Below are 18,726 nucleotides of genomic sequence, written 5' to 3'. Positions count from 1 at the left end.
TCGCGTAATTAATTTTTTAACTTAGTCCTTAGTTTGGACAGAAATAATGGAGAGCTCAAATGGCAAAGAGCAAATTTGAACGTACGAAGCCGCATGTTAATATTGGTACGATTGGTCACGTTGATCATGGGAAGACTTCGTTAACAGCGGCGATTACGAAATATTTTGGTGAATTTAAAGCGTATGACCAAATTGATGCGGCACCGGAAGAGCGTGCACGTGGAATTACTATTTCTACAGCGCATGTTGAGTATGAAACAGAAAATCGGCACTATGCGCATGTTGATTGCCCTGGTCACGCGGATTATGTCAAGAACATGATTACGGGTGCGGCGCAGATGGATGGAGCGATTTTGGTTGTTTCTGCTGCTGATGGTCCGATGCCTCAGACACGTGAGCATATTTTGCTGGCGCGTCAGGTGGGTGTTCCAGCGATTGTTGTTTTTCTCAATAAGGTTGATCAGGTTGATGATGCTGAGCTTTTGGAGCTTGTTGAGCTTGAAGTGCGGGAGCTTTTATCAAAATATGATTTTCCTGGAGATGATATACCAATAATTAAGGGTTCTGCGTTGGCGGCGCTTGAGGACAAAGATAAAAGCATTGGTGAAGATGCGGTTCGTCTTTTGATGAGTGAGGTTGATAATTATATACCAACACCTGAGCGTCCTGTTGACCAGCCGTTTTTGATGCCGATTGAGGATGTTTTTTCTATTTCAGGACGTGGAACTGTTGTTACAGGTCGTGTTGAACGTGGTGTCATTAAAGTTGGTGAAGAGATTGAGATTATCGGTATCCGTCCGACTTCTAAGACGACAGTTACAGGGGTTGAAATGTTTCGCAAGCTCTTGGATCAAGGTCAAGCAGGCGATAATATTGGTGCACTGCTTCGTGGGGTTGATCGTGAAGGGATTGAACGTGGTCAAGTATTGGCAAAGCCTGGTTCAGTTACTCCTCATACCCGATTTAAAGCAGAGGCTTATATTTTGACGAAAGATGAAGGTGGTCGTCATACTCCATTTTTCACGAATTACCGTCCTCAATTTTATTTCCGTACTACGGATGTGACGGGTATTGTTACTCTTCCAGAAGGTACCGAGATGGTTATGCCTGGTGATAATGTTGCTATGGATGTTTCTTTGATTGTTCCGATTGCGATGGAAGAGAAACTTCGTTTTGCTATTCGTGAAGGTGGTCGTACTGTTGGTGCAGGTATCGTCTCTAAGATCATTGAGTAAATAATGCTTGTTGAGGAGTGTCTTTATTGTTAAAGGCTTTTTGCATGACAGGGAAATAAAGAGCATGAACAGTCAAAATATCCGCATTCGCTTGAAGGCATTTGATCATCGGATCCTTGATTCGTCGACGCGTGAAATTGTGTCGACTGCTAAGCGTACTGGTGCCGATGTCCGTGGTCCTATTCCGCTTCCAACGCGAATTGAGAAATTTACGGTCAATCGTGGCCCACACATCGATAAGAAGAGCCGTGAGCAGTTTGAGATGCGCACACATAAGCGTCTTCTTGATATTGTTGATCCAACACCGCAAACAGTAGATGCGCTTATGAAGCTGGATCTTTCTGCTGGTGTGGATGTTGAGATTAAACTCTAAGGTTTGAGGACAGAAGGAACAGACCCGATGCGTTCAGGTGTTATCGCACAGAAGCTGGGCATGACCCGTGTTTATAATGATGCTGGTGAGCATGTACCAGTAACAGTGCTTCGTTTGGAAAATTGTCAAGTTATTGCTCAACGTACAGTTGAAAAGAATGGTTATACTGCTGTTCAATTAGGTGTAGGCTTTGCTAAGATTAAAAATACTTCGCAAGCTCTTCGTGGGCATTTTGCTAAGGCTTCTGTTGAGCCGAAAGCTAAAATAGCGGAATTCCGCGTTAGTTCCGATAATCTTCTTGATATTGGTACTGAGATTACAGCGGAGCACTTTGTTCCAGGGCAGAGAGTTGATGTGACGAGTACGAGTATCGGTAAAGGTTTTGCTGGTGTTATGAAGCGGCATAATTTTGGTGGACATCGTGCTTCACATGGTAACTCAATCACGCATCGTGCTCATGGTTCAACAGGACAGAATCAAGATCCAGGCAAGGTGTTTAAAGGTAAAAAAATGGCTGGGCATATGGGGCAGGTTCGTGTAACAACACAGAATATTGAGGTTGTTTTCACAGATATTGAACGTGGTTTGATTTTAGTTCGTGGCGCTGTTTCTGGTCCCAAAGGTGCTTGGATTTTGGTGCGAGATGCCGTTAAAAAACGTCTTCCTGATAATGCGCCAAAGCCTGCAGGTATTCGCCGTCTTGGAAAGGAGAAAACGGAAATGGTTGCTCCGGTGATGGAATCCTTTGAAGCTGAGAGGGTCGAGTAATGGATCTTGTAATTAAAACCCTTGATGGTAATGAAGCTGGTAAGTTAAAGGTTTCTGAGGGTATTTTTTGTCTTGTTCCCCGTGAAGATATTTTGCAACGCGTTGTTCGTTGGCAGCTTGCACGTCGTCAACAGGGAGCACATCAATCTCAGGGACGATCTGATGTGTCTCGAACAGGAGCAAAGATGTTTAAACAAAAAGGAACTGGGCGTGCTCGGCATTCATCTGCTCGCGCACCACAGTTTCGAGGTGGTGGTAAAGCGCATGGTCCGGTGGTTCGTAGTCATGCGCATGATCTTCCGAAAAAAATTCGTGCACTTGGGGTGCGTCTTGCTTTGTCAGCAAAATTAAAGGCAAATGATTTAATTGTTGTTGATGATCTTAATGTTAAGGATGCTAAAACAAAAGTGCTTGTTTCCAGTTTTTCTAAGCTTGGGTTAGATAATGCCCTCTTAATTGGTGGTAAGGAAATTGCTATGAGCTTTTCTCGTGCAGCATCTAATATACCTAATATTGATGTTTTGCCAATTCAAGGGATTAATGTTTATGATATTTTGCGTCACAGCAAACTTGTTTTATCAAAAGCAGCTGTTGAAGCTCTTGAGGAGCGTTTTAAATGACAAACCTTTGCCATTATGATATAATTGTTAGTCCAATTGTTACTGAAAAGTCGACTATGATTTCTGAATATAATCAAGTTGCTTTTAATGTTGCGTCGAAAGCGACGAAGCCTGAGATTAAAGCTGCTGTTGAAACGCTTTTTGGGGTTAAAGTTAAAGCAGTTAACACGGTAATCCGTAAGGGTAAAGTGAAGCGTTTCAAAGGCATTGTTGGTCGGCAGAGTGATGTCAAGAAAGCGATCATAACGCTGGCTAATGGTCAGTCTATCGACGTTTCGACAGGTCTTTAAAGAGGCTCGGAGATAAGAATAATGGCACTTAAGCATTTTAATCCAACTACGTCCGGGCAGCGTCAGCTTGTTATTGTAGATCGTTCTTGTCTTTATAAGGGTAAGTCTGAAAAAAGGTTGACTGAAGGTTTATCATCAAAAGGTGGGCGTAATAACCGTGGTCGAATTACTGCTCGTTTTCAGGGTGGTGGTCATAAACGTAGTTATCGGTTTGTTGATTTTAAGCGTCTTAGACGTGACGTTTCTGCAAAAGTTGAGCGTTTGGAGTATGATCCAAATCGCACTGCTTTTATTGCGCTAATTCGCTATGAGGATGGGGAGTTAGGTTATATTCTTGCACCACAGCGTCTTGCTATTGGTGATTCTGTTATAGCTGGTTCAAATGTTGATGTTAAACCAGGTAACGCTATGCCGGTTGGTAATATGCCGGTAGGCACAATTATTCATAATGTTGAAATGAAGCCGGGAAAAGGTGGTCAGATTGCGCGTTCAGCTGGCACTTATGCACAGTTGGTTGGGCGAGATCAGGGAATGGCTATTCTTCGTCTTAATTCTGGAGAACAGCGTTTGGTGTCTAGTAGCTGTTTTGCGACTGTTGGTGCTGTTTCAAATCCTGATCATGGGAATATTAATGATGGTAAGGCAGGTCGTTCACGTTGGCGTGGTAAGCGTCCGCATGTTCGTGGTGTTGCTATGAATCCAGTTGATCATCCGCACGGTGGTGGTGAAGGTCGTACGTCAGGGGGGCGTCATCCAGTGTCTCCTTGGGGTAAGCCTACAAAAGGTAAGCGTACGCGCTCTAATAAAGCTACTGATAAGTTTATCATGCGTACGCGTCATCAGCATAAGAAATGAGAAAGGTAGTCTGAAGTGGTTCGTTCGGTTTGGAAGGGTCCGTTTGTTGACGGCTATCTTCTTGGAAAAGCAGAAAAGGTACGTGCAAGTGGGCGTAATGAAGTTATAAAAATATGGAGTCGTCGCTCTACTATTTTACCACAGTTTGTTGGTTTAACTTTTGGTGTTTACAACGGCAATACGCATATTCCTGTTTCTGTTTCTGAAGAGATGGTTGGACATAAGTTTGGTGAGTTTGCTCCCACTCGGACTTATTATGGGCATGGTGCAGATAAGAAAGCGAAGAGGAAGTAGGGATGGGAAAAGCTAAGATTCCGCGCCAGCTTAAGGATAATGAGGCGAGAGCTGTCGCCAGGACGATTCGTGTTAGTCCGCAAAAACTTAATTTAGTTGCTGCGATGATTCGTGGTAAAAGAGTTGATGTTGCATTAGCTGATTTGACATTTTCGCGTAAACGTATTGCTGGGACTGTGAAAAAAACTCTTGAATCAGCGATTGCAAATGCGGAGAATAACCACGATCTTGATATTGATTCGCTTATTGTTGCAGAAGCCTATGTTGGTAAGTCTATAGTGATGAAGCGTTTTCATGTTCGTGGTCGTGGACGTACCAGTCGGATCGAGCGTCCGTTTTCGCATCTTACTGTTGTTGTTCGTGAAGTTACCGAAAAAGTGGAGGCTGCATAATGGGTCAGAAGATCAATCCAATAGGGCTTCGTCTTGGAGTTAATCGGACTTGGGATTCCCGTTGGTATGCTGATAGTGGTGAGTATGGGCGTCTTCTTCATGAAGATTTTAAAATTCGTTTATATGTTCTTGAAGAACTGAAGCAGGCAGCTATCTCTAAGGTCGTTATTGAGCGTCCTCATAAAAAGTGTCGTGTAACAATTCATTCAGCACGTCCTGGCTTGATTATTGGTAAAAAAGGTGCTGATATTGAAAAGCTTCGTCGTAAGCTTTCGGAAATGACAAGTGCTGAGACTTCATTGAATATTGTAGAAATTCGTAAACCGGAAATTGATGCTGCGATTATCGCACAATCAATTGCTCAGCAGTTAGAACGTCGTGTTGCTTTTCGGCGTGCTATGAAGCGTGCAGTTCAATCAGCTATGCGTCTTGGAGCAGAAGGAATTCGTATTAACTGTTCTGGTCGTCTTGGTGGTGCCGAAATTGCTCGTATGGAGTGGTATCGTGAAGGTCGTGTTCCACTTCACACCTTGCGTTCTGATGTTGATTACGGTACAGCAGAAGCTAAGACTGCTTATGGTATTTGTGGCGTCAAGGTTTGGGTCTTTAAGGGCGAGATTCTTGAGCATGATCCAATGGCTTCAGAGCGTCGTGCTACAGAAGTTGATCATTCTGGTTCTTCTTCAAGTCGTCGCCGTGAAAATGTTTAGTTTTTGTGATTGAACTAAAATTTGGAGTAGAGAGCAATGTTGCAGCCAAAGCGCACAAAGTTCCGTAAACAGTTCAAGGGCCGTATTCGCGGTGTTTCGAAGGGTGGTACGGGTTTGAATTTCGGTGCTTACGGTTTGAAGGCTGTTGAGCCGGAACGTATTACTGCCCGTCAAATTGAGGCAGCGCGTCGTGCGATTACACGTTACATGAAGCGTTCTGGTCGTGTGTGGATTCGTATTTTTCCGGATCTTCCGGTTACATCTAAGCCGACTGAAGTCCGTATGGGGAAGGGGAAGGGAAGTGTAGACTATTGGGCGACTCGTGTTGCGCCTGGGCGTGTCATGTTTGAACTTGATGGAGTCCCTGAAGATGTGGCGCGTGAAGCACTGAGGTTGGGTGCTGCAAAGTTGCCTATTAAAACGCGTTTCATCCAGCGTATTGCTGAATAAAGGGGTTAAGCGATGAGAGCCATAGAATTACGGGTGCAAACGCTCGATCAAATGAAGGATGAATTGGGCAAGTTGAAGAAAGAGCAGTTTAATTTGCGCTTTCAAAAAGCGACGGGTCAATTGGAAAAGACTGCACGTATTAGGCAAGTTCGTCGTGATATTGCGCGTGTTAAAACTTTTCTTCGTCAGAAGATAAACGAAAGTAAGGTTTAAGGAAATAAGAGATGCCTAAACGCATTTTGCAGGGTGTTGTCGTTAGTGACAAGAGCGATAAGACTGTAGTTGTTAAAGTGGAGCGCCGTTATTCTCATCCACTTCTCAAAAAGACCGTTCGACAGTCTAAGAAATATAAGGCGCATGACGAGAACAATCAATTCAAGATTGGTGATCGAGTTTCTATCCAGGAATCTAGACCAGTTTCGAAGGATAAGCGTTGGGCTGTTGTTCAAGACGGTGTAGTGTAGTTAATTAGGTTTGTTGTTTTAAAATTTAACAGTGTTTTTATTTTCATTGGTAGACTTTAGGGCAATAGTTTTATTGTTATTTGGCAGGCAAGTCCGGGTATGTTAGAGATATATTCGGATGTAAATATTGAGAGAAGGTGGCCAGTCATGATTCAGATGCAAACAAACCTCGACGTTGCTGATAATTCTGGTGCTCGTCGTGTCATGTGCATCAAGGTGTTGGGCGGTTCAAAGCGAAGATATGCTTCGGTCGGCGACATTATTGTTGTTTCGGTTAAGGATGCTATTCCTCGTGGACGTGTTAAAAAAGGTGATGTGATGAAAGCTGTAGTGGTTCGTGCTGCTAAGGATATTCGTCGCGCAGACGGTAGTATTATCCGTTTTGATAGTAATGCTGCTGTTTTGGTGGATAATAAGAAAGAGCCGATCGGTACACGTATCTTTGGACCAGTTCCTCGCGAACTTCGTGCTAGGAATCATATGAAGATCATTTCGCTTGCTCCTGAAGTATTGTAAGGAGTGCTTCGTTATGCAGAAGATTCGAAAAGGTGATAAAGTCGTTGTTTTGTCCGGTAAGGATAAAGGATGTAGTGGTGAAGTAATTAAGGTGAATCCGAAGGAGAATAATGCTTTTGTTCGTGGGGTTAATATGATTAAACGTCATCAACGTCAAACGCAAAAGCAAGAGGCTGGAATTATTTCTAAGGAGGCTCCGATTCATTTGTCTAATTTGGCGATTGCTGATCCTAAAGATGGTAAGCCTACGCGTGTAGGTTTTCGTATGAATGCAGATGGCAATAAGGTTCGTTTTGCCAAGCGTTCGGGAGAGTTGATTAATGGCTGAAGAAAAACAAATGCCGCGTATGAAGACGTATTACTTTGAAGTGGTTCGTAAGGCGCTTCAAGAGAAGTTTAATTATAAAAATGTGATGCAAATTCCGCGTGTTGATAAAATTGTGGTTAACATGGGAATTGGTGAAGCAACTGCTGATTCCAAGAAGCCGTCTGTTGCTGCTGAGGATTTGGGGTTAATAACAGGTCAGAAGGCTGTTGTTACTCGTGCGCGTAATTCCATCGCGACCTTCAAAGTTCGTGAAGGAATACCTCTTGGGGCTAAAGTTACATTGCGCAAAGATCGTATGTTTGAGTTTTTGGATCGTCTTATTACAATTGCGCTTCCACGAGTTCGTGATTTTCGTGGTCTGAATCCGAAAAGCTTTGATGGTCGTGGTAATTTTGCTATGGGTATTAAAGAGCATATTGTGTTTCCAGAAATCAACTATGATAAAGTTGATCAAATTTGGGGTATGGATATTATCGTTTGTACGACAGCAAAAACGGATGATGAAGCACGTGAATTGTTACGTGCTTTTAATTTTCCTTTTCGCTCGTAACGGCAAATGTAGCGAGGTAAGATTATGGCCAAAGTAAGTGCCGTTGAAAAAAATAAGCGTCGTGAGATGATGGTAAAGCGTTATGCTGCGCGTCGGGCACGCTTGAAAGCAATAGTTATGGATCAAAAGATTTCTCTTGAAGAGCGTTTTAAAGCTTCTGTTCAATTGGCAGGATTACCGCGTAATTCTGCAAAAGTTCGTGTCCGTAATCGTTGTGAGGTTTCTGGGCGTCCGCGAGCTTATTATCGTAAATTAAAAATGTCGCGGATTGCATTGCGTGAATTTGGTTCTGTTGGCCATATTCCAGGCATTGTTAAGTCTAGTTGGTGAGAGGAGATTGCTTAATGTCTATGTCAGATCCTCTTGGTGATATGTTAACGCGTATTCGTAATGCACTTGGTCGTAAAAAAAACAAAGTGGTTACGCCTGCTTCGAAGCTTCGTGCGCGTGTTCTTGATGTTCTTCAGTATGAAGGTTATATTCGCGGATATAATCAAGTCAATTTGGGTGATGGAAAATCTGAGATTGAAATCGAGTTGAAATATGTTGAAGGATTAGCCGCTATTCGTGAGATTTCACGTGTTTCAAAGCCTGGTCGTCGTGTATATGTTTCTTCTAAATCACTTCCTCAAGTGGCGAATGGCCTTGGTATTTCGATTTTATCGACTCCTAAAGGAGTGATGGCGGATCATGAGGCACGTGAACAGAATGTTGGTGGAGAGCTTCTTTGTCGTGTTTTCTGAGTGATTGTAAGAAAACAGAAGAAAAATAGGTTAGAACAATGTCTCGTATTGGAAAAAAGCCCATTTTAGTTCCTTCGGGGGTTATTGCGACTGTTGAAGGTCAGCTGGTTAAGGCAAAAGGCCCAAAAGGTGAACTAAGTTACGTTGTTAATGACGAAGTCTTGGTCGAGTTTGAGGAGAATGTTATATCGGTTTCTCCGCGGGATCAATCAAAAGGTGCACGCTCTAAATGGGGCATGTCACGCTCAATGATTGAAAATATTTTTTGTGGTGTGAAGGATGGTTTTGAGAAGAAGCTAGAAATCAATGGAGTTGGTTATCGTGCTGCTTTGCAGGGTAGGGATGTCCAGTTGTCATTAGGTTTTTCGCACGATGTGATTTATAAAGTGCCATCAGGTGTTACTGTAACGGTTCCTAAGCCTACGGAAGTTGTTGTTTCTGGAATTGATAAGCAGCAAGTTGGGCAAGTCGCAGCAGAAATTCGCGAATATCGTAAACCTGAGCCATACAAAGGCAAAGGCGTTAAGCATGCAGATGAGCGTATCTTTCGTAAAGAAGGTAAAAAGAAATAAGGATTTTGCATTATGGTTTCATCTAAGGACATTATCCGGCGTCGTGCACGGCGTGTTCGCCGTAGGATCAGAATGGCTACTAGTGATCGTCCGCGCCTTAGTGTTTATCGTTCAAATCAGAACATTTATGCACAGATTATCGATGATTTGCATGGATGCACACTTGTTTCAGCATCTACTCTTGAAGGTGATTTAAAAAAATCGCTAAAAAGTGGTTCTGATAAAGAAGCGGCTTTTGCTGTTGGTAAATTAATTGCTGAACGTGCAAAGGAAGCTGGTGTTAATAAGGTGGTTTTTGATCGTGGAGCATATGTTTACCATGGTAGAGTAAAGGCTTTGGCTGAAGCTGCTCGTGAAGGTGGCTTGAACTTCTGAGATACTTTGTTCAAAAATTTAAGTGAGAGAATTTTTGGGTATTTCGTGTAAGTTTCTCTGGTTTTATGATGGGACTTTTTTACCGTGCTTCCGGAAAAGAAAAAGGAATGAGGAATGGCACAAAAAGAACGTAGTGAGCGTGATGAGCGTGATAGTGAATTTGTCGATAGGCTTGTTCATATCAATCGTGTTGCTAAAGTTGTAAAGGGTGGTAGGCGTTTTGGTTTTGCTGCTCTTGTTGTTGTTGGAGATCAGAAAGGGCGTGTGGGCTTTGGTCATGGTAAAGCGCGTGAAGTACCAGAGGCAGTTCGTAAGGCTACAGAATCTGCAAAGCGTGGAATGGTTTATGTCCCGCTTCGGTCTGGGCGTACATTGCATCATGATCTTGAAGGTCGTCATGGAGCTGGTCGTGTTTTGTTACGTTCAGCTTCTGCTGGTACCGGTATTATCGCTGGTGGACCGATGCGTGCTATTTTTGAAACTCTTGGTGTGCAGGATGTTGTTGCAAAATCACTAGGGTCATCCAATCCTTATAACATGGTGCGTGCGACATTTGATGCGTTAAAACGTCAGATGCATCCTAGAGATATTGCGGCTCAACGTGGTATTAAATATTCAACTTTGCAGGCGCGTCGTAGGCATTTAGTTGATGCGGAAGGGTAGTTTCTGAGATTATCAGAAAAGGAATTAGGAAATGGTTCAGAAAAAATCTCAGAGTAAGAAAACTGTGACGATAGAACAAATTGGAAGTCCGATTCGGAATTCACAAATTCAGCGTTCGATCTTGAAGGGTCTCGGATTAAATAAAATGCGGCGGCGGCGTGTTTTAGAAGATACGCTTTGTGTACGAGGTATGATTACTAAAGTTCAGCATCTTGTTCGTGTTGTAGATGAAAATTAAATGTTGCGGGAGTATAAAATATGAAACTCAATGAACTGCGTGATCGCGAAGGCGCAACAAGAAATCGTAAACGTGTTGGGCGTGGTATTGGTTCTGGTACTGGTAAAACTGCTGGTCGTGGTGTAAAAGGGCAAAAATCACGTTCTGGTGTTTCGCTTAATGGTTTTGAAGGTGGGCAAATGCCTATCTATCGTCGTTTGCCAAAACGTGGATTTAGAAATTTTTTCGCAAAGACCTATAATGAAGTTTCTTTGGGACGTGTTCAGTTTGCGGTTGATGCGGGCAAGTTGAATATTGAGAAGCCTGTTGATATTATTGCACTGAAAGAGGCCGGTATTATTCGTCGTGTGAAGAGTGGGGTACGTCTTCTTTCTGATGGAGATTTGAAAGAAAAGATTATATTTCATGTTTCTGGTGCTTCTAAGGCCGCTCGTATTAAAATTGAAAAAGCCGGCGGTCAGGTTATGTTTCCTGAGGTTATTCGGTGAGCTTGTTTTGATATGAATGATGTTCTAAGGAGGATTGTATGCTTCGTTTTGGAATGTCTTTTATGGAGAATTGTTTAAGTTGTGCATTTATATATGTATGACGATATGGGTTTTAAAAGTTATACTTCTGTGATTTAAAGAGCTGAAGTGTGGATTGGAGACATTTTATGGCATCAGCGGCAGAGCAATTTGCTTCCAATATAAACTTTGGTACTTTTTCACGTGCAACCGAATTGAAAAAACGTATTTGGTTTACCCTAGCTGCGCTTCTTGTGTATCGCTTTGGCACTTATGTTTCTCTTCCTGGTATTGATATCGATTCTTTACGGCAGACATTTGAACATCATGCATCTGGTGTTTTGGGACTGTTTAATATGTTTGCTGGAGGCGCTGTTGGACGCATGGCAATTTTTGCACTTGGCATTATGCCATATATATCGGCGTCAATTATTGTGCAGTTGCTTACCTCAATTATTCCTTCGTTAGAAACTCTCAAAAAAGAAGGTGAATTAGGGGGGCGTAAGATTATTAATCAGTATACCCGCTACGTAACAGTAGTATTGGCAATTCTGCAAGCGTTTGGCATCGCGATTGCGCTTGAAACTGGTATAGGGACAGGGCTTCAAATTGTTGTGGAACCGGGTATTATGTTCCGTATTTCTTCTGTTATCACACTTGTTGGTGGAACGATGTTTTTAATGTGGCTTGGTGAGCAAATTACGTCACGCGGTGTTGGTAATGGGGTTTCTCTTATTATTTTCACAGGTATTGTGGCTAATCTTCCTTCCACTTTTGCTCAACTTTTGACTGCTCATAGTCAGGCTGATTTATCAACTTTTTTATTAATAGGAATCGTTTTTATTGCAATTTTTGTTATAGGAGTTATTGTTTTTGTCGAGCGTGCGCAACGGCGAATTCTTATTCAATATCCGAAACGTCAGGTTGGTAATCAAATGTTTCAGGGAGATATGTCACATCTTCCTTTAAAGCTGAATACTGCCGGTGTTATTCCTCCGATTTTTGCTTCATCTTTGTTGTTGTTGCCTGCAACTGTTAATAATTTTTCTGACAAAATGCCGCAATGGATTCAGGCTATTTCTTATTCTCTTGATCATGGACAACCACTCTATATGATTGTCTATGCCATTTTGATAGCATTTTTTTGTTTTTTTTATACAGCTATTGTGTTTAATCCAAGCGATACAGCAGAGCAGTTGAAAAAGCATTCTGGTTTTATTCCAGGGATTCGTCCGGGTGAGCGTACAGCTGAATATATTGATTATGTTTTGACACGCATTACTGTTGTTGGGGCGATTTATATTGTTTTGGTTTGTTTGTTACCTGAATTTATGATTTCTGCACTACAGGTTCCTTTTTATCTTGGGGGGACGTCCTTGTTGATTGTTGTTAGTGTTACACTTGATACAGTTGCTCAAATTCAAGGTCATCTTATTGCGCACCAATATGAAGGATTGATTAAAAAGTCAAAACTTCGTGGAGGTAAGAGGAATCGATGAGAGTTATTATTTTAGGGCCTCCTGGAGCTGGAAAAGGTACACAAGCTAAAATGTTGACTGAGGAGTATAGTATCCCTCAGTTATCGACAGGTGATATGTTGCGTGAAGTTATTTCCAGAGAAACGGAAGTTGGGAAAAAAGCTAAAGCTATTATGAGCTCTGGGGCTTTGGTTCCTGATAGTATTGTTAATCAAATTGTGTCGAATCGGATTGATGAGAGTGATTGTGTAAATGGTTTTGTTTTGGATGGATATCCGCGGACTGTGGGACAGGCAGAAGCATTGCAACAGATTCTGCAGTCAAAAAATATGCGGCTTGACGCTGTTATTGAGCTGAGCGTTGATGAAGGCGCGTTGATTGAGCGAATAAAAAGACGTGTTGAGGAAACAATAGCTTCTGGTGTGCAGGCTCGTTCAGATGATAATCCTATTTCTTTTGCAAAGCGATTAGTGGAATATCGTGAGAAAACAGCCCCCCTATCGGAATTTTATTCAGAGAGGGGATTATTGAAGGTAGTTGATGGAATGATTAATATTACTGAAGTCTCACGCATGATTAGAGAGTTTCTTCAATAAGGAATTTTTTTTAGAAATAAATGAAAAGTGTTGACTTTTTTGGTGAGATCTATCAAAAACATCTTTAATTTATTTCGGTAAAATAATGGGATTCGGAATGTTTTTATACCGGATCATTTTTTCTGTAGGGTACATCAAGTATTTTATGGTTAATTATTAACATAACCAAGGAGAGTAGGCGTGGCTCGTATTGCTGGCGTCAATATCCCGACAAATAAGCGTGTCGTTATTGCGCTTCAGTATATCCACGGGATTGGACAAAAATTTGCTCAAGAAATTACTAAAAAGGTTGGCATTCCTGCGGAGCGTCGTGTGCATGAGCTTTCGGACGCAGATGTATTACAGATCCGTGAAGCGATAGATCAGGGTTATCAAGTTGAAGGTGATCTTCGACGCGAGGTGGCTATGAATGTTAAACGTTTAATGGATCTTGGTTGTTATCGTGGGTTGCGTCATCGCCGTTCTTTACCTGTTCGTGGGCAGCGTACACATACAAATGCACGCACACGTAAGGGTCCAGCTAGGGCAATTGCTGGTAAGAAAAAATAACAGTATTTTTTTAAAAAAAAGGATTTTGTTTTTTAATTGTTCTGTTTTTTTTGTTAAAGTTTTTTTAACAAAAAGAAAGAGGGTGGAGCTGCTGGTGTTACGGTAGTGTAGAGATCATTGAAAGGAAGAACATGGCCAAAGAAGCCACACGTGTTCGTCGTCGCGAACGCAAAAATATTTCATCAGGTGTTGTGCATATCAATTCAACATTTAACAATACAATGATTACTATTGCTGATGCTCAGGGAAATACAATTGCGTGGTCGTCTGCTGGTGCTCAGGGGTTTAAGGGTTCGCGTAAATCTACGCCTTTTGCTGCTCAGGTTGCAGCAGAAGATTGCGCTAAGAAAGCGCAGGAGCACGGTATGCGTTCATTAGAAGTTGAGGTTTGTGGTCCCGGGGCGGGTCGTGAATCTGCTCTGCGTGCATTGCAGTCTGTTGGTTTTGTTATTACTTCTATTCGTGATGTAACACCGATTCCTCATAATGGATGTCGTCCGCGGAAAAGGCGGCGTGTTTAAGTTGGGTATTGTTTTTTGTTGTCAGAGGCTTCTCTGATGTTCACATTAGCCGTTACGATTGGATGGTAGCGGAACTAGAGAACGGGAATGAAAATATGATCCAGAAAAACTGGCAGGAACTGATTAAACCCAATAAGGTTGAGTTTTGTACGCATGATAATCCGAATGTTTTGAGCGTGATTGCGGAGCCTCTTGAGCGTGGTTTTGGCTTGACGTTAGGGAATGCGCTTCGTCGCGTATTACTGTCATCGCTTCGTGGTGCTGCAATTACCGCTGTGCAGATTGATGGTGTACTGCATGAGTTTTCATCAATTCCAGGTGTTCGTGAGGATGTTACAGATATTATTCTTAATATCAAAGAAATTGCGCTTCGTATGGAAGAAGAAGGCCCTAAGCGTGTCGTTATTTGTAAAGAGGGTCCTGGTGTTGTGAAAGCTGGAGATATCAATACTGTTGGAGATATGGAAATTTTGAATCCAGAGCACGTTATCTGTACTCTTGATGAAGGTGCTGAGATTCGTATGGAGTTTATTGTCAGTACAGGGAAAGGTTATGTTCCATCTGATCGTAATTGTGTTGATGATGCGCGAATAGGTCAGATTCCAGTTGACAGTCTTTATTCACCAATTCGTAAAGTATCTTATAAAGTAGAAAATACGCGTGAAGGTCAAGTTCTGGATTATGATAAATTAACGCTTACGATTGAAACGAATGGTGCTGTTAATGGAGAAGATGCTGTTGCTTTTGCAGCGCGTATTCTTCAGGATCAATTATCGTTATTTGTTAATTTTGAGGAGCCGCAGAAAGAAGTTGTTGAAGAGTCTGATTCGGAGCTTTCTTTTAATCCTGCGCTTCTCAAAAAGGTGGATGAGCTAGAACTTTCAGTTCGTTCGGCTAATTGTCTGAAGAATGATAATATTGTCTATATTGGTGATCTTATCCAAAAAACAGAATCTGAAATGCTTCGGACACCAAACTTTGGACGGAAGTCGTTAAATGAGATTAAAGAAGTTTTGGCATGTATGGGGTTGCATCTTGGTATGGAGATTTCTGCGTGGCCGCCTGAAAACATTGATGATCTTGCCAAACGTTATGAAGATCAGTATTAGAATTTAGAATTTAAGGAGAAGGCTCATGCGTCATAGTAAGTCAGGCCGCAAGTTGAACCGGACTGCCAGTCACCGTAAAGCAATGTTTGCTAATATGGCGGTTTCGCTGATCGAGCATGAGCAGATTGTGACAACGCTTCCAAAGGCTAAAGAAATTCGTCCTATTGTTGAAAAATTAGTTACGCTCGGTAAGCGTGGAGGTTTGCATGCGCGTCGACAAGCAATTGCGGCTATTCGTGATGTGGGAAAAGTTGCAAAATTATTTGATACGCTTGCACCGCGTTATGCATCGCGCAGTGGTGGGTATTTGCGTATTATAAAAGCGGGATTTCGTACCGGTGATAATGCCCCCATGGCTGTTATAGAGTTTGTTGATCGTGATGTTGATGCGAAGGGTGCTGTAGATCGTGTACGCAGAGAAGGTTTTGCAAATGAAAAAGAAGCTTCTTCATGAAGATAAAGCGTTTTTTTCTATTAGGTTTTAGAGAACCGCCTTTCTAAGGCGGTTTTTTTTGGAGCATTTCGGAGTTGGTTTTGTTCAAAAGATAAACACTGATAGAAGGTTATAAGATATTGAGTTATTTGATTTTTATAATATTTATTATTCAAATGGTTGTTTTTCTTCTTCATTATAAATATTAATGAAAATTCTTAGCTTATGAGGATAAAAGGGTTTCTTATCCTATTAATATAAAGAGTAGATTGGTTTTCTGAGGAGTGAGTGATGAAGCATTTTTTTTGGGTGTGGCTTTTTTTTGCTGTTATGGCACAGATATCCTTTCATTGCGCGTATGCTCAAACTCCGAAAACACAAAAAGAAATTACCCTTTCATTTGCTCCTTTAGTAAAAAAAACTATTCCGTCTGTCGTAAATATTTATGCAGCGCGGCAAATTAGAACGCGTTCGCCTTTTGAAGGCGATCCATTTTTTGAGCAATTTTTTGGTCGTTATCAAAATAATCGCCCCTTGCGTAGACAATCTTCGTTGGGGTCAGGGGTAATTGTTGATGCACGTGGTTTGATCGTTACTAATTATCATGTCATTAAGGATGCAGACGAAATTAAAGTTGCTCTTTCTGATGGACGAGAGTTTGAAAGTAAGGTTATGTTAAGAGATGAAGAAACGGATATTGCCGTTCTTGAAATTGATACAAAGGGAGCGCAGTTTCCTATTCTTCCTTTAGGAGATTCTGATGCAGTTGAAGTTGGTGATCTTGTTTTAGCAATTGGTAATCCTTTTGGTGTTGGACAAACGGTTACAAGTGGTATTGTTTCAGCGCAAGCGCGTACACGTGTTGGTATTTCTGATTTTGATTTTTTTATTCAAACAGATGCTGCCATTAATCCAGGAAATTCTGGTGGAGCTTTGATTGATATGAAAGGACAGTTAATCGGGATTAATACGGCCATTTATTCTCGCTCAGGTGGTTCTGTAGGGATTGGTTTTGCCATTCCAGCAAATCTTGTAAAAGTGATGCTTGATACTGTTAAACGCGGTAGGAAGTATTTTGTACCACCTTATATTGGTGCGTCTTTTCAAAATGTTACGCCCGATATTGCAAGTGGTTTAGGTTTAGAACGCCCTTATGGTGCTCTTGTCATTGAAATTATCAAAGACAGTCCTGCTGCAAAAGCAGGCTTGAAAGTAGGTGATGTTATTTTGAGTGTACAAGGGATGCGCGTTGATAGTCCAGATGTTCTTGGATATCGTTTGATGACAGCTGATATTGGGCATAGCCTTGTTTTAGAATATTTACGAAGTGGTAAAATTTTCAAGACAGAAATAACTGTTGTATCAATACCGGAATCTGCACTTTTAAAATCTGAAAAGATTATTGATGAAAGTCCTTTTTCTGGTGCTGAAGTATTAGATTTAACACCGCAAAACAGTCGACGTTTCCATCTTCCTGTATCTGCAAGAGGTGTTGTGATTACCAGTCTTGATGAAATGAGCAACGCTGCTGGAATTTTTCGTCCCGGAGATATTTTGCGTGTTGTTAATGGTCATAAAATTCAAACAGTCAGTCAGTTAAAAAAGGTTCTTATGCGAGATCGTCCACGTATTTGGCAATTGGAATATGAACGTGACGGTGTGTATATTCGCCAATTTATTCGCTGAGGTTTTTTTTGAATAAAGATTTTTTTACTTCTTCGTTTGATATTCAAGTTAATAAAAATCAACCGCTTGCGGAAAGAATGCGTCCTCGTTCTCTCAATGATGTAACGGGACAAAATCATCTGGTTGGAGAAAAGGGTCTTCTTTCACGTATGGTGACAGCTGATTCGTTTGGTTCGATGATTTTCTGGGGACCTCCAGGGACAGGCAAAACAACGATTGCACGTTTGTTAGCACTTGAAACAAATTTCGCTTTTGAACAAGTCTCTGCTATTTTTACTGGAGTTTCTGAGCTTAAGAAGATTTTTGAAGGTGCGCAGATTCGGTCTATGTCTGGATCTCAAACGCTTTTGTTTGTAGATGAAATTCATCGGTTTAATCGTGCTCAGCAGGACAGCTTTCTTCCCGTTATGGAAGATGGCACTGTGATTCTTATAGGTGCAACAACTGAGAATCCTTCATTTGCACTTAACGCTGCCCTTCTTTCTCGTGCACGTGTTTTGACATTTTTTCCACATGATAATGAAAGTTTAGATATACTTTTGAAACGGGCTGAAGAAGTGGAAGGGAAGCCTCTTCCCTTGGATGATTATGCCAGAGACCTTTTGATAAGAATGTCTGATGGTGACGCACGGGCAGTGTTAACATTAGCAGAGGAAATTTGGTCTGCTGCACAACCGGGGGAGATATTCGATGCTGTCGCTTTGCAGAAAATCACTCAGCGTCGTGCTCCAATTTATGATAAGGGGAGAGATGGTCATTATAATCTTATTTCAGCATTACATAAATCTGTTCGTGGATCTGATCCTGATGCTGCCCTTTACTATTTGGCACGTATGCTTGATGCAGGTGAAGATCCTTTATACATTGGTCGAAGATTAGTGCGTATGGCTGTTGAAGATGTTGGTTTGGCAGATCCACAAGCTCTTGTCATTTGTAATGCTGCGAAGGATGCTTATGATTATTTAGGATCGCCAGAAGGAGAGTTGGCTTTAGCGCAAGCATGCCTTTATGTTGCGACTGCACCAAAATCAAATGCAACATATCTTGCGTATAAAGCAGCTATGCATTGTGCACGTAAAAACGGTTCTTTGTCTCCCCCTAAGCATATCCTTAATGCTCCTACAGAATTTATGAAGGAAGAAGGGTATGGACATGGTTATCGTTATGACCATGATGAACCCGATGCTTTTTCAGGACAGGAATATTTTCCTGAAAAGCTTGGACGTCAGATCTATTATCAACCACAAGAACGTGGTTTTGAACGTGAGATTGCAAAACGTCTTGAGTGGTGGAAGAAATTGCGACAAAGGCGAGGCAATTAATAAAAATGTCATTTTATTTGAGAGAAGATTTGTTATTATTTTTGGACTGATTTTGTTTGTGTTGTATGATGGCAGTTATCATTGATAATT

Annotated in this window: 30 protein-coding genes; all 30 read left to right on the top strand. The window is 41.6% G+C overall.

Features of this window, described 5'->3' with window-relative positions; all coding sequences use genetic code 11:
- Positions 1-59 precede the first annotated feature (59 nt).
- The 30 genes from tuf (at position 60) to V3564_RS03840 (ending at position 18,636) form a co-directional block, all read left to right on the top strand.
- On the top strand, positions 60-1,235 hold the full coding sequence (tuf, locus tag V3564_RS03985; protein WP_336294861.1) for an elongation factor Tu: 1,176 nt from the start codon (positions 60-62) through the stop codon (positions 1,233-1,235).
- Between the two features lie 64 nt (positions 1,236-1,299).
- A complete protein-coding gene (gene rpsJ / locus V3564_RS03980; RefSeq protein ID WP_455480317.1) occupies positions 1,300-1,608 on the top strand; it encodes a 30S ribosomal protein S10 in 309 nt (102 codons plus the stop codon).
- A 27-nt stretch (positions 1,609-1,635) separates the two neighbouring features.
- On the top strand, positions 1,636-2,376 hold the full coding sequence (gene rplC / locus V3564_RS03975; protein WP_455480316.1) for a 50S ribosomal protein L3: 741 nt from the start codon (positions 1,636-1,638) through the stop codon (positions 2,374-2,376).
- Positions 2,376-2,996 carry a 50S ribosomal protein L4 gene (gene rplD, locus V3564_RS03970; RefSeq protein WP_455480315.1) on the top strand — a complete coding sequence of 207 codons (621 nt, stop codon included), beginning with the start codon at positions 2,376-2,378 and terminating at the stop codon, positions 2,994-2,996. Before rplC ends, rplD begins: the two co-directional genes overlap by 1 nt.
- The gene (locus V3564_RS03965) at positions 2,993-3,286 is read left to right on the top strand and encodes a 50S ribosomal protein L23 (protein WP_455480314.1); all 294 of its coding nucleotides are present in this window, start codon (positions 2,993-2,995) and stop codon (positions 3,284-3,286) included. Before rplD ends, V3564_RS03965 begins: the two co-directional genes overlap by 4 nt.
- Before the next feature lie 21 nt (positions 3,287-3,307).
- Complete coding sequence (rplB, locus tag V3564_RS03960; RefSeq protein ID WP_455480313.1) at positions 3,308-4,141, top strand: 50S ribosomal protein L2; 834 nt, start codon at positions 3,308-3,310, stop codon at positions 4,139-4,141.
- Between the two features lie 15 nt (positions 4,142-4,156).
- Positions 4,157-4,435: a 30S ribosomal protein S19 gene (rpsS, locus tag V3564_RS03955; protein ID WP_455480312.1), complete on the top strand. Its 279-nt coding sequence runs from the start codon at positions 4,157-4,159 to the stop codon at positions 4,433-4,435.
- A gap of 2 nt (positions 4,436-4,437) precedes the next feature.
- The gene (gene rplV / locus V3564_RS03950) at positions 4,438-4,827 is read left to right on the top strand and encodes a 50S ribosomal protein L22 (RefSeq protein ID WP_455480311.1); all 390 of its coding nucleotides are present in this window, start codon (positions 4,438-4,440) and stop codon (positions 4,825-4,827) included.
- Positions 4,827-5,537 (top strand): 30S ribosomal protein S3, encoded by a 711-nt coding sequence (gene rpsC / locus V3564_RS03945; protein ID WP_455480310.1) that lies wholly within the window; start codon positions 4,827-4,829, stop codon positions 5,535-5,537. Before rplV ends, rpsC begins: the two co-directional genes overlap by 1 nt.
- 36 nt (positions 5,538-5,573) lie before the next feature.
- A complete protein-coding gene (gene rplP, locus V3564_RS03940; RefSeq protein ID WP_455480309.1) occupies positions 5,574-5,987 on the top strand; it encodes a 50S ribosomal protein L16 in 414 nt (137 codons plus the stop codon).
- A gap of 12 nt (positions 5,988-5,999) precedes the next feature.
- Positions 6,000-6,200: a 50S ribosomal protein L29 gene (rpmC, locus tag V3564_RS03935; RefSeq protein ID WP_455480308.1), complete on the top strand. Its 201-nt coding sequence runs from the start codon at positions 6,000-6,002 to the stop codon at positions 6,198-6,200.
- Between the two features lie 11 nt (positions 6,201-6,211).
- The gene (gene rpsQ, locus V3564_RS03930; RefSeq protein ID WP_455480307.1) at positions 6,212-6,451 is read left to right on the top strand and encodes a 30S ribosomal protein S17; all 240 of its coding nucleotides are present in this window, start codon (positions 6,212-6,214) and stop codon (positions 6,449-6,451) included.
- Between the two features lie 147 nt (positions 6,452-6,598).
- Entirely contained in the window at positions 6,599-6,967 is a 369-nt protein-coding gene (gene rplN, locus V3564_RS03925) for a 50S ribosomal protein L14 (RefSeq protein WP_455480306.1), read from the top strand.
- 13 nt (positions 6,968-6,980) lie between these two features.
- Positions 6,981-7,295 (top strand): 50S ribosomal protein L24, encoded by a 315-nt coding sequence (gene rplX / locus V3564_RS03920; protein WP_455480305.1) that lies wholly within the window; start codon positions 6,981-6,983, stop codon positions 7,293-7,295.
- A complete protein-coding gene (gene rplE / locus V3564_RS03915; protein ID WP_455480304.1) occupies positions 7,288-7,845 on the top strand; it encodes a 50S ribosomal protein L5 in 558 nt (185 codons plus the stop codon). Before rplX ends, rplE begins: the two co-directional genes overlap by 8 nt.
- Positions 7,846-7,869: 24 nt before the next feature.
- Positions 7,870-8,175, top strand: a complete 306-nt coding sequence (rpsN, locus tag V3564_RS03910) for a 30S ribosomal protein S14 (protein ID WP_455480303.1) — start codon at positions 7,870-7,872, stop codon at positions 8,173-8,175.
- A 14-nt stretch (positions 8,176-8,189) separates the two neighbouring features.
- Complete coding sequence (rpsH, locus tag V3564_RS03905; protein WP_455480302.1) at positions 8,190-8,588, top strand: 30S ribosomal protein S8; 399 nt, start codon at positions 8,190-8,192, stop codon at positions 8,586-8,588.
- Between the two features lie 38 nt (positions 8,589-8,626).
- The gene (gene rplF / locus V3564_RS03900) at positions 8,627-9,160 is read left to right on the top strand and encodes a 50S ribosomal protein L6 (RefSeq protein WP_455480301.1); all 534 of its coding nucleotides are present in this window, start codon (positions 8,627-8,629) and stop codon (positions 9,158-9,160) included.
- A gap of 12 nt (positions 9,161-9,172) precedes the next feature.
- Positions 9,173-9,535: a 50S ribosomal protein L18 gene (gene rplR, locus V3564_RS03895; protein WP_455480300.1), complete on the top strand. Its 363-nt coding sequence runs from the start codon at positions 9,173-9,175 to the stop codon at positions 9,533-9,535.
- A 114-nt stretch (positions 9,536-9,649) separates the two neighbouring features.
- The gene (rpsE, locus tag V3564_RS03890; protein WP_455480299.1) at positions 9,650-10,198 is read left to right on the top strand and encodes a 30S ribosomal protein S5; all 549 of its coding nucleotides are present in this window, start codon (positions 9,650-9,652) and stop codon (positions 10,196-10,198) included.
- Between the two features lie 31 nt (positions 10,199-10,229).
- On the top strand, positions 10,230-10,436 hold the full coding sequence (gene rpmD, locus V3564_RS03885) for a 50S ribosomal protein L30 (RefSeq protein ID WP_455480298.1): 207 nt from the start codon (positions 10,230-10,232) through the stop codon (positions 10,434-10,436).
- 20 nt (positions 10,437-10,456) lie between these two features.
- Positions 10,457-10,924: a 50S ribosomal protein L15 gene (rplO, locus tag V3564_RS03880; protein ID WP_455480297.1), complete on the top strand. Its 468-nt coding sequence runs from the start codon at positions 10,457-10,459 to the stop codon at positions 10,922-10,924.
- Between the two features lie 167 nt (positions 10,925-11,091).
- A complete protein-coding gene (gene secY / locus V3564_RS03875) occupies positions 11,092-12,441 on the top strand; it encodes a preprotein translocase subunit SecY (protein WP_455481453.1) in 1,350 nt (449 codons plus the stop codon).
- Positions 12,438-13,016 (top strand): adenylate kinase, encoded by a 579-nt coding sequence (locus tag V3564_RS03870; RefSeq protein WP_455480296.1) that lies wholly within the window; start codon positions 12,438-12,440, stop codon positions 13,014-13,016. The genes secY and V3564_RS03870 overlap by 4 nt, the downstream gene beginning before the upstream one ends.
- Positions 13,017-13,196: 180 nt before the next feature.
- The gene (gene rpsM / locus V3564_RS03865; RefSeq protein WP_336294634.1) at positions 13,197-13,565 is read left to right on the top strand and encodes a 30S ribosomal protein S13; all 369 of its coding nucleotides are present in this window, start codon (positions 13,197-13,199) and stop codon (positions 13,563-13,565) included.
- A gap of 131 nt (positions 13,566-13,696) precedes the next feature.
- Complete coding sequence (gene rpsK, locus V3564_RS03860; RefSeq protein WP_455480295.1) at positions 13,697-14,086, top strand: 30S ribosomal protein S11; 390 nt, start codon at positions 13,697-13,699, stop codon at positions 14,084-14,086.
- Positions 14,087-14,181: 95 nt separating this feature from the next.
- On the top strand, positions 14,182-15,195 hold the full coding sequence (locus V3564_RS03855) for a DNA-directed RNA polymerase subunit alpha (RefSeq protein ID WP_455480294.1): 1,014 nt from the start codon (positions 14,182-14,184) through the stop codon (positions 15,193-15,195).
- A gap of 25 nt (positions 15,196-15,220) precedes the next feature.
- A complete protein-coding gene (rplQ, locus tag V3564_RS03850; RefSeq protein WP_455480293.1) occupies positions 15,221-15,649 on the top strand; it encodes a 50S ribosomal protein L17 in 429 nt (142 codons plus the stop codon).
- Between the two features lie 270 nt (positions 15,650-15,919).
- On the top strand, positions 15,920-17,314 hold the full coding sequence (locus tag V3564_RS03845; RefSeq protein ID WP_455480292.1) for a DegQ family serine endoprotease: 1,395 nt from the start codon (positions 15,920-15,922) through the stop codon (positions 17,312-17,314).
- An 8-nt stretch (positions 17,315-17,322) separates the two neighbouring features.
- Positions 17,323-18,636 (top strand): replication-associated recombination protein A, encoded by a 1,314-nt coding sequence (locus V3564_RS03840; protein ID WP_455480291.1) that lies wholly within the window; start codon positions 17,323-17,325, stop codon positions 18,634-18,636.
- Positions 18,637-18,726: the final 90 nt, after the last annotated feature.

This window comes from Bartonella sp. B12(2025), assembly GCF_053795135.1.
Note: the sequence above shows the minus strand (reverse complement) of the source record. Positions and strands in the feature narration are given on the sequence as shown.

Coding starts and splice junctions, on each gene's coding strand:
- V3564_RS03845 (WP_455480292.1), top strand. CDS start 15,920: ATGAAGCATTTTTTTTGGGTGTGGCTTTTTTTTGCTGTTATGGCACAG.
- V3564_RS03870 (WP_455480296.1), top strand. CDS start 12,438: ATGAGAGTTATTATTTTAGGGCCTCCTGGAGCTGGAAAAGGTACACAA.
- rplE (WP_455480304.1), top strand. CDS start 7,288: ATGGCTGAAGAAAAACAAATGCCGCGTATGAAGACGTATTACTTTGAA.
- rplB (WP_455480313.1), top strand. CDS start 3,308: ATGGCACTTAAGCATTTTAATCCAACTACGTCCGGGCAGCGTCAGCTT.
- rpsH (WP_455480302.1), top strand. CDS start 8,190: ATGTCTATGTCAGATCCTCTTGGTGATATGTTAACGCGTATTCGTAAT.
- rpsC (WP_455480310.1), top strand. CDS start 4,827: ATGGGTCAGAAGATCAATCCAATAGGGCTTCGTCTTGGAGTTAATCGG.
- rplD (WP_455480315.1), top strand. CDS start 2,376: ATGGATCTTGTAATTAAAACCCTTGATGGTAATGAAGCTGGTAAGTTA.
- V3564_RS03855 (WP_455480294.1), top strand. CDS start 14,182: ATGATCCAGAAAAACTGGCAGGAACTGATTAAACCCAATAAGGTTGAG.
- rplX (WP_455480305.1), top strand. CDS start 6,981: ATGCAGAAGATTCGAAAAGGTGATAAAGTCGTTGTTTTGTCCGGTAAG.
- rplR (WP_455480300.1), top strand. CDS start 9,173: ATGGTTTCATCTAAGGACATTATCCGGCGTCGTGCACGGCGTGTTCGC.
- rpmC (WP_455480308.1), top strand. CDS start 6,000: ATGAGAGCCATAGAATTACGGGTGCAAACGCTCGATCAAATGAAGGAT.
- rpmD (WP_455480298.1), top strand. CDS start 10,230: ATGGTTCAGAAAAAATCTCAGAGTAAGAAAACTGTGACGATAGAACAA.
- rpsE (WP_455480299.1), top strand. CDS start 9,650: ATGGCACAAAAAGAACGTAGTGAGCGTGATGAGCGTGATAGTGAATTT.
- rplC (WP_455480316.1), top strand. CDS start 1,636: ATGCGTTCAGGTGTTATCGCACAGAAGCTGGGCATGACCCGTGTTTAT.
- V3564_RS03965 (WP_455480314.1), top strand. CDS start 2,993: ATGACAAACCTTTGCCATTATGATATAATTGTTAGTCCAATTGTTACT.
- rplF (WP_455480301.1), top strand. CDS start 8,627: ATGTCTCGTATTGGAAAAAAGCCCATTTTAGTTCCTTCGGGGGTTATT.
- rpsJ (WP_455480317.1), top strand. CDS start 1,300: ATGAACAGTCAAAATATCCGCATTCGCTTGAAGGCATTTGATCATCGG.
- rplO (WP_455480297.1), top strand. CDS start 10,457: ATGAAACTCAATGAACTGCGTGATCGCGAAGGCGCAACAAGAAATCGT.
- tuf (WP_336294861.1), top strand. CDS start 60: ATGGCAAAGAGCAAATTTGAACGTACGAAGCCGCATGTTAATATTGGT.
- rpsK (WP_455480295.1), top strand. CDS start 13,697: ATGGCCAAAGAAGCCACACGTGTTCGTCGTCGCGAACGCAAAAATATT.
- rpsQ (WP_455480307.1), top strand. CDS start 6,212: ATGCCTAAACGCATTTTGCAGGGTGTTGTCGTTAGTGACAAGAGCGAT.
- rplQ (WP_455480293.1), top strand. CDS start 15,221: ATGCGTCATAGTAAGTCAGGCCGCAAGTTGAACCGGACTGCCAGTCAC.
- rplN (WP_455480306.1), top strand. CDS start 6,599: ATGATTCAGATGCAAACAAACCTCGACGTTGCTGATAATTCTGGTGCT.
- rplV (WP_455480311.1), top strand. CDS start 4,438: ATGGGAAAAGCTAAGATTCCGCGCCAGCTTAAGGATAATGAGGCGAGA.
- rpsN (WP_455480303.1), top strand. CDS start 7,870: ATGGCCAAAGTAAGTGCCGTTGAAAAAAATAAGCGTCGTGAGATGATG.
- rplP (WP_455480309.1), top strand. CDS start 5,574: ATGTTGCAGCCAAAGCGCACAAAGTTCCGTAAACAGTTCAAGGGCCGT.
- secY (WP_455481453.1), top strand. CDS start 11,092: ATGGCATCAGCGGCAGAGCAATTTGCTTCCAATATAAACTTTGGTACT.